Below are 8,337 nucleotides of genomic sequence, written 5' to 3'. Positions count from 1 at the left end.
AGGTCGCTTAGCTCAGTTGGTAGAGCGCCACCCTTACAAGGTGGATGTCATAAGTTCGAGTCTTATAGTGACCACCATTTTATAAAATCATAAATAGGTTTTATAATCTCTACTTCTTTACTTTGGATGCAGCGGTAGTTCAGCTGGTTAGAATGCCGCCCTGTCACGGCGGAGGTCGCGGGTTCGAGCCCCGTCCGCTGCGCCATCTTGCTTGGTAACAATTTTATAAGTATAATTTGCAAAATAATAAAAAATAGAGCTAAGGAAAAAAATGCTTATTATTGGACATAAATTATTAAAAAATTTAGATTTTTCTTTTATTGAAAGTGTTGAAGAAGTTAAAGATAATAAAGTTTATTGTATTGTTTATGATGAAAAATTGATTTCTTATTTAAGTCAAAATGATTTTGAATTTGCTATTTTAGTGCAAAATAAAGACGAGATATTTTTAGCCAATGCTTTAGGAGCTAAATTTTTGCTATGCAATGATAAAAAACTTGCAAAATTTGCTAGCAAGGTTGCAGAATTTTATGTTTTTGATAGTAGGGTTTTAATGATTGTTGATAAATTAGAGAATTTTAAAAAATTTTATAAATTAAAAATCGATGGAATTATTTTAAAAGATAATATAGATAATTTTCCTAAATTTGTAAAATAAGTGCTAATTGACGAGGTTTAAATAATGCAAAAAAAATCTTTTTTGAAAATTTACGGATTAATTCCTTTTTTACTTATAGCATTCATCAATGCTTTTGTGGATTTGGGACATAAAATTATTATTCAAAATACTATTTATAAGGCCTATGAAGGAAGTGAGCAATTATTTTTAAATGCTATAGTTAATGCTTTGATTTTACTTCCTTTTATTCTTATGCTTTCTCCCTCGGGTTTTTTAGCGGATAAATATCCAAAAAATATTGTAATGAAAATTTCAGCAATTTTCAATGTTATACTCACTTTAATAATTTGCATTTGTTACTATAGCGGTGCTTTTTGGATGGCTTTTATTTTTACTTTTATAATGGGAGCACAAGCAGCGATTTATTCACCAAGCAAATACGGTTTTATCAAAGAACTTGTAGGAAAAGACTTTCTTGCTATGGGCAATGGTGTAATTAATGCAGTAAGCATTATGGCAATCTTAGCAGGAATGGCTTTATTTTCTTTAAGTTTTGAAAGTCTTTATAGCTCTACATATAATCAAACAGATGAAATTTTAAAAGAAGTAGCGCCTTTAGGAATTGTGCTAATTATATTTTCTTGTATCGAAGTATTTTTTGCGTGGCGTTTACCTAAGCTCAAACAAACAAATAAAGATTTAGTTTTTAACAAAAAAGACTATATCCGTGGAAAACTTCTAATAAATAATCTTAAGCTTGTTTTTAAAAATAAAACTATTTGGCTTTGCATAATAGGAATTTCATTTTTTTGGGCTATATCTCAACTTTATCTTGTTAGCTTTCCTGTCTTTGTCAAAAATGAACTTTTCATAGAAAATACTTTTTATGTGCAAATTTCACTCGCTTTTTCTGGTATAGGAGTGATTTTAGGCTCTTTAGTAGCTGGTAAATTTTCAAAAAATTATATAGAACTTGGACTTATTCCACTTGGTGCATTGGGTATGTTTTTAATGGCTTTTTTAATGCCTTATTTTATAAGTTTATTAAGTTATAGTTTTTTATTTTTCTTTTTTGGATTTTGCGGAGCTCTTTTTATCATTCCTTTAAATACTTTAATCCAATTTCATGCCAAAGAAAATGAATTGGGACAAATTCTTGCAGGAAATAATTTTTTTCAAAATATTGCCATGTTAGGATTTTTACTCTTAGCAACTTTATTTGCAAAATTTGAAATCAATGTAGTTTATTTGTTTTATTTTATTACTTTAGTAACCTTTATAGGAAGTTTTTATATACTTTTAAAACTTCCCTTTTCTTTAGTGCGTATACTTTTAAGCATAGCTTTTTTGCAACGATACCGCTTACTTGTAGAAGGTTTTGAAAATATACCAGAAAAAGGTGGAGCTTTGCTTTTAGGTAATCATATTTCTTTTATTGATTGGGCTGTTGTACAAATGGCAATTCCAAGAAAAATTTATTTTGTTATGGAAAGAAGTATTTATTCTAAATGGTATATTAAAATTTTTCTTGATAAATTTGGTATTATTCCTGTATCAAGTACAGGAAGTAAGACGAGTTTAGAACTGATAGCAAAGCATATCAAAGAAGGTAATTTAGTTTGCTTGTTTCCTGAAGGTACGCTTTCAAGACATGGACAATTAAATGAATTTAAAGCAGGATTTGAATTAGCTTGTGAATATTTAAGCGAAGATGATGGAAAAATTATTCCTTTTTATATAAGAGGACTTTGGGGTAGTGCTTTTTCAAGAAGCGATGAAGAATTTTCAGCAAGAAACCGCACTTTAAATAAAAGAAAAATTGCTATAGCTTTTGGTAAAGCTATGCCTTTGCATTCTAAAAAAGATGAAGTTAAAGCTAAAGTTTTTGAACTTTCTTTTATGGCTTGGAAATCACAATGCGAAGCTATGCATACTATAGCAAGAGCTTGGATAGATACAGCTAAAAAAAATCTAAATCAAATAGCTATTATCGATACACTAGCTGGAGATATTTCTTATAGAAAAATGTTGAGTCTTAGTTTAATTCTTAATTTTTTTATTAAAAGAAAATCCAAAGAATTAAACATTAACCCTCGGCGTGGAAGTTACGCTCCTAAAGAGGAAGCTATAGGAATTTTATTACCTGCTTCTTTTGCAAGTTCTTTAACCAATCTATCTGTTTTAATCGCAGAAAAAATTGCAGTAAATCTTAATTTTACGGCTGGAGAAAAAGCTCTAAAAGCAGCTATAAAAAATGCGCAAATTTCACAAATTTATACTTCTAAAACTTTTTTAGAAAAATTAGCAAATAAAGGTATAAACCTAAATTTCGATACAAATATACATTTAATTTATTTTGAAGATATTGTAGAAGATTTTAAAATGCAAAAAACTAAAATTTTTAGCATGATGTTAGCAGTTAGTATTATACCTAGTTTTATACTCAAAAGCATCTTCACTCCTTCAAAAAACAATCTTGCCATCGCAGCTATTTTGTTTAGTAGCGGAAGTGAGGGTTCTCCAAAAGGTGTTATGCTCAATAACCGTAATATTTTAAGCAATATAGCACAAATTTCTGATGTGCTTTGCACAAGAAACAATGATGTCATTCTCTCATCTTTACCACCTTTTCATGCTTTTGGACTTACCGTAACTACATTTTTGCCTTTGCTTGAAGGTATTAAAAGTATCACTTTTGCAGATCCAACTGATGCCTTAGGGGTTGCCAAAACTGTTGCTAAAAATAATGTCACTATTATGTGTGGAACTTCAACCTTTTTAGGAATTTATGCAAGAAATAAAAAACTTGATGCTTTAATGTTTGAAAGCTTAAGAATAGTTGTATCAGGTGCTGAAAAACTAAAAAATGAAGTAAGAACTGCTTTTGAAATGAAGTTTAAAAAAAGCATTTTTGAAGGTTATGGAGCTACGGAAACTACACCTGTAGCGAGTGTAAATTTACCAAATCGTTTTGATGCGGATTATTGGCTTATACATCGTGCCAATAAAGAAGGAAGTGTAGGAATGCCTCTACCTGGAACTGCGGTACGTATTGTTAATCCAAATAATTATGAAAATTTAAAAACAAATGAAGATGGACTCATACTTATAGGCGGTCATCAAGTTATGGTAGGCTATCTTAATAACAAAGAAAAAACCGATGAAGTTATTAAAGAAATTGATGGCATAAGATGGTACAACACGGGAGATAAGGGACATTTGGATGAAGATGGTTTTTTATATATTATCGATCGTTATTCTCGCTTTGCAAAAATTGGCGGAGAGATGATTTCTTTGGGTGCAATAGAAGAAGAAATTGCCAAATTCATAGATACTGAAGTGGTTAAATTTTGTGCCACATCTTTAGAAGATGAGAAAAAAGGGGAACAAATTGCTTTACTCATAGAATGTAATAATGAAATTTTTGAAAGAGTATGTGAGATTATAAAAAATTCTAATATACCTACACTTTTTAAACCTAGATATTATTTTCAAATAGAAAAAATTCCCCTCCTAGGTTCAGGAAAAGTTGATCTTAAAAAAGTTAAAGAATTAGCTAAAAATTTAGCCATATAATTTGAGCTTATAACAAAGCCCAAATTAAAATTGGCATAGAAACAAAAGCAAAAAGAACTCCAAAGGCTACAGCACTTACGGCTAAATTGCTATCTAGTTTAGCTTTCATTACCATAGCTCCTGCTAAGGTCATAGTAGGAGCTGCGCTTTCTATAATAGCAACGATAGTAGAATCTTTTAATTCTAAATTAAATATTTTTAAACAAAATACAAAAAATAAAGGAGCTAAAATCATTTTAGCAAAGATGACAATTACTGTAGGTTTGTAAGAGGTTTTAATCGCCATAAAGCCAAGTCCTAAACCTATGGCAAAAAGTGCAACAGGGGTTGCAGAAGCGCCAAATAAACGAATAGGAGAGAAAATAAATTCAGGTAAAGTAATTAATTTGCACAAAAAACCAAAAAGCAAAGCTAAAAAAGGTGGAAAACTAAGAATTTTTTTAACATTAGCAAGTAAACTGACTTTTTCTCCATTTCCCAAAGAAAGTATAAAAGGTCCAAAAAGTGATATAGGTAAAGTTGTGGCTAAAGCATCGTAAAATATAACTTCAGCGCTAAATTGTGGGTCATTAAATACACCAGCAACAATAGGCATACCCACAAATATAGTATTTCCAAAACAAGAAAGCAAAAACATACTGACTAAAGTTACTTTAGAAAAATGAAAAACTTTTCCAATAAGAATAGCAAAAAAAGCTGCTAATATACAGCTAAATAATCCAATAAAAATAAAAATAATCAATGAAAAATCAAAATTTAAATGATATGCTTTATCGAAAATCAAACAAGGTAAAGCAAAAATAATAGCAAAATCTAAAAAAGTCCTAGCTTGTTTTTGTTTTAAAACGCCAATTCTTTTGGCAAAATATCCGCCTGCAAGTAAAATAAAAATTGTAAATAATGGTATAAAAACAAACATTGAATAATCCTTTTTAAGGGATGGTTTTTGAAAACGGATAGAATTATATTCTTTATACTTAAAAAAAATCTTAATATTTTTTAAGTTTTTTAAAAAAACCAATATTTTTTATTTTTTGTAACTTTAAGAAATTGTAAGTTGAAATTTGATTTTAAATAGTTAGTATTTTAAGTTAAATGATTATAATTTTAAATAATGGTGCGGTTAGCGAGATTTGAATAATGCTAATAAAAACACTACTATACAATATTTATAAATAGCATAAAAATAAAAAGTTAGGATAAAAGTTAGGAAAATTATAAACATTATGTTTATTCCTATTTTTTTAATATTTTTACCATTGTATTTAAAAGTGTATATTAAAGAGTTGATTGAATATATACCGCTCCCGCTAAAAGAAGCGAGAGCATAGGCGAGTGATTGATTGTTATATATTGTTTGAATTGGAGTTTAATTTTTTTCAATTTCTTCAAGATTATATAATGGTTTTCTTACATTTGTACTAATTTTATATTCCTTAATATATCCTGACTTAACCCAATTTCTAATTGTTAGGATATTTACATTAAGCATCTTTGCTATTTCTTCTCTATTATAATATTTTTCAACCATTTTTCCTCTCCTTTTTTTTTGGGGGGGGGGTCTTCTATTTTCTGAAAATCGAGAATGGTTTCTTTTGATATGCAATAACCTTTTTCTAATTTAAAGCTTTTTAGAACACCTCTTGAGTTCCATACACGAACTGTTGTATGGGTTACAGAGTACATTTTTGCAACTTCATCGACAGAATAATAAGTTTGCTCTTTAAAGCTTCCATCTTCTTGTAGTTTTTTAATTATTTTCATTCTATTGTTATCCTTTCTAATTTTTTTCTATAAAATCTTTTTCAAGCAAATAATCTTTGTTAATGTTTAAAGAATTTTTAGCTCTTGTAACTGCCGCATACAAAAGATTTAATTCTTCTTTTGCTATGGTAATTTGTTCTCTTTCTTCAAGTTCTTGCTTGATGTTTAAAAAATCATCAATAATTTCAACATTATTCCACTCTAAACCTTTGCTCTTGTGTCCTGTACTTAATATCAAATCAGCTTGTTCTTGTTTTTTAACACAGCTTTTTTCAATATCTTTGATAAGCTTTATAATATCGCTATGTACATATTTAAAAAGAACAAATATTTTTTGTTTTAAGTCAACCTCTTTAGTTTCGTTGATATATTCAAGAAGTTCTTTTAAGTCGGCAAATTTTGCAATAAACTGATTTTTGATATATTTGTGTTTTTTAAAAAGAAGATTTTGTATGTCTAATAACTCATCAAAACTATAACTATTCACCCCTCCCACAAAAAATAATTTTTTATTTAAATTTTCTACTGCTATATTAAATAGTTTAGCATTAGTTCTGCATATTATAGCTTTTGCTTCATTTTCATTATTTTCCTTTCTTGGTTTTAGCGTTCCTTTAAAATCTCTTGGAGCATTTAAAATTCCCAAATAAGAATTGGCAATAGTAGCTATGCTTTGTGGGCATCTAAAGCTTTGAGTTAGATATAAAATATGAGATTTTGGCATAGATGCTAATACTTCTAAGGAATTTACAGCACCTCTGAATTTATAAATGCTTCGGAATGTATCTCCTATAAAAACTTTTTTAGCTTGCTTTTGGTTAAGAGCAATGTCGATAACACAAGCGTTGATATCCTGTGCTTTATCCACTAAAATAAAATCATATTCTAGCTTTGGTTTTGTAAGTTGAATTAAAAGAAGTTATAAATAATTATTTGTATAGCAAAGAACTTGAAAATATAGATTTTACATCTATAAAATTGTTTGAAGGACTAATTGCAAAATATAAATTTTTTACACTGAAGATAAATTAAATACAATAAAACTAAAGTTTTATGAAATTGTTGGAATAAAACTTAAAAACATCAATAAGATAAATCAAGATAAATATTTATTATCAATTTCTGATGTTGTATGTAGATTATATGAAATTTTATTTATATAGATAATATTATATTTAAAGAACACTTTATTGTTTTATAGGCGTATTTTTAGATCTTGTAGAATATTCTTTAGATTATCAAGATAAAATGCAAATAAACGATATAAAAACGACTTTTTTAGTCAATTTTCTTAATTATTTAGAAAATAATTCAAAAAATGGCAATAAACTATCAAAAAAAAACAAAAATAACTTATTTGAGAGTATTAACTAGCTTTTTTTATAAGCGATAATAATGATGATTTGTTTATTTTTTCCTTTGATATGAAGAAAATTAGATTTAGAACAGAAAAATCAGAAGAAAAATTAAATTATCTTAATGAAAATGAAATTATAAGGCTAAATAATGTTTTAGAGAAAGAAAAAGCAAAAAAAGAAGTTTACAATAGTTTTAGAAAAAACTTATGCTTTATGGAGGACTTAGAATTTCTGAAGCTTTAAATGTAAAACTTTGTGATTTTGAAGAGGTTGATGATGAAATATTAAAAATATCCATAATAGGCAAGGGCGGTAAAGAACAATTTGCATTTATTAAAAAAGAAGAAATTGAAGACGAGCTTGAATATTTTAAAGAAAATATCCAAGATAGTGATTACATAATGCAAACTAGCACAGGAAAACATTTAAATAGAAGCAATGCTTTTTTGATTGTAAATAATATTTACGCTAAAGCTTTGATCAGCAAAAAAGGACTTCATTTGCTTAGACACACTTTAGCCATGAGATTAACAGCCAAAGGAACAAATCTTGTGGTCATACAAAAAATTCTAAGACATGCAAATCTAAATACTACAACTATATATGCCAAAGCAACAAATGATACAATAAAAGCTGCGTTATCGAATAATTAATTTTTCTAAAATTGAGTATTTGCATAGACTTCAAGAAGAAGTCTATGTGTTTAAAATTGTTCTAATAAAAGTTTAGGTTCTCCGCCAAGTATTTTGATGAAATTTGCAATTCTTGATTGTATTATTTCTACGGAATACATACCTCCTAAACCGCCTAAAGCATAAAATAATTCTTCGAAAATGTCTTCTTTGTTAAATTCAAGTTCTTCTATATCAATAAGATCAGGAGTTCGGCTACATTTTTGTAAATTTTGATATATTTTGACTAAAATCTTGATTTTTTGTAGATTACTTTCAGCCTCTAAATAAGAATTTAAGTGTATTATTAGGGTTTTTATGAGTTTTTCTCTATTTTCTTTATTTTCAA

At 27.9% G+C, this 8,337-nt stretch carries 6 protein-coding genes, 2 tRNA genes and 1 pseudogene; 5 read left to right on the top strand and 4 right to left on the bottom strand.

The genetic code is table 11. From position 1 onward, the window contains the following. Position 1 precedes the first annotated feature (1 nt). From AJ932_RS07130 to AJ932_RS07115, 4 genes are all read left to right on the top strand, one after another. Positions 2 to 77, top strand: a tRNA-Val gene (locus AJ932_RS07130). A 51-nt stretch (positions 78 to 128) separates the two neighbouring features. Then, positions 129 to 205 (top strand) — tRNA-Asp (locus AJ932_RS07125). Positions 206 to 271: 66 nt separating this feature from the next. Further along, positions 272 to 658, top strand: coding sequence for a hypothetical protein (locus AJ932_RS07120; RefSeq protein ID WP_044779481.1), 387 nt, complete (start codon positions 272 to 274; stop codon positions 656 to 658). A gap of 24 nt (positions 659 to 682) precedes the next feature. Further along, positions 683 to 4,195 (top strand): acyl-[ACP]--phospholipid O-acyltransferase, encoded by a 3,513-nt coding sequence (locus tag AJ932_RS07115; RefSeq protein WP_070278809.1) that lies wholly within the window; start codon positions 683 to 685, stop codon positions 4,193 to 4,195. A 7-nt stretch (positions 4,196 to 4,202) separates the two neighbouring features. On the opposite strand, the gene AJ932_RS07110 is transcribed toward AJ932_RS07115, so the two are convergent. From AJ932_RS07110 to AJ932_RS07100, 3 genes are all read right to left on the bottom strand, one after another. Then, entirely contained in the window at positions 4,203 to 5,114 is a 912-nt protein-coding gene (locus AJ932_RS07110; RefSeq protein ID WP_002853470.1) for an AEC family transporter, read from the bottom strand. 578 nt (positions 5,115 to 5,692) lie between these two features. Next, positions 5,693 to 5,959, bottom strand: coding sequence for a helix-turn-helix domain-containing protein (locus tag AJ932_RS07105; RefSeq protein WP_141081636.1), 267 nt, complete (start codon positions 5,957 to 5,959; stop codon positions 5,693 to 5,695). 16 nt (positions 5,960 to 5,975) lie between these two features. Continuing rightward, entirely contained in the window at positions 5,976 to 6,827 is an 852-nt protein-coding gene (locus tag AJ932_RS07100; RefSeq protein ID WP_251813936.1) for a 3'-5' exonuclease, read from the bottom strand. 304 nt (positions 6,828 to 7,131) lie between these two features. On the opposite strand from AJ932_RS07100, the pseudogene AJ932_RS10975 reads away from it, so the two are divergent. Further along, positions 7,132 to 7,970, top strand: a pseudogene (locus tag AJ932_RS10975) (tyrosine-type recombinase/integrase); the annotation flags it as partial. A gap of 50 nt (positions 7,971 to 8,020) precedes the next feature. On the opposite strand, the gene AJ932_RS07090 reads toward AJ932_RS10975, so the two are convergent. Next, on the bottom strand, positions 8,021 to 8,308 hold the full coding sequence (locus tag AJ932_RS07090) for a hypothetical protein (protein WP_173405599.1): 288 nt from the start codon (positions 8,306 to 8,308) through the stop codon (positions 8,021 to 8,023). Positions 8,309 to 8,337: the final 29 nt, after the last annotated feature.

The organism is Campylobacter sp. BCW_6873, assembly GCF_001762365.1.
Taxonomy (GTDB): Bacteria; Campylobacterota; Campylobacteria; order Campylobacterales; family Campylobacteraceae; genus Campylobacter_D; species Campylobacter_D jejuni.
Note: the sequence above shows the minus strand (reverse complement) of the source record. Positions and strands in the feature narration are given on the sequence as shown.

Bases quoted from the DNA above. Each gene is read 5' to 3' on its own strand.
- AJ932_RS07120 (WP_044779481.1), top strand. From the start codon at position 272: ATGCTTATTATTGGACATAAATTATTAAAAAATTTAGATTTTTCTTTT.
- AJ932_RS07115 (WP_070278809.1), top strand. From the start codon at position 683: ATGCAAAAAAAATCTTTTTTGAAAATTTACGGATTAATTCCTTTTTTA.
- AJ932_RS07110 (WP_002853470.1), bottom strand. From the start codon at position 5,114: ATGTTTGTTTTTATACCATTATTTACAATTTTTATTTTACTTGCAGGC.
- AJ932_RS07105 (WP_141081636.1), bottom strand. From the start codon at position 5,959: ATGAAAATAATTAAAAAACTACAAGAAGATGGAAGCTTTAAAGAGCAA.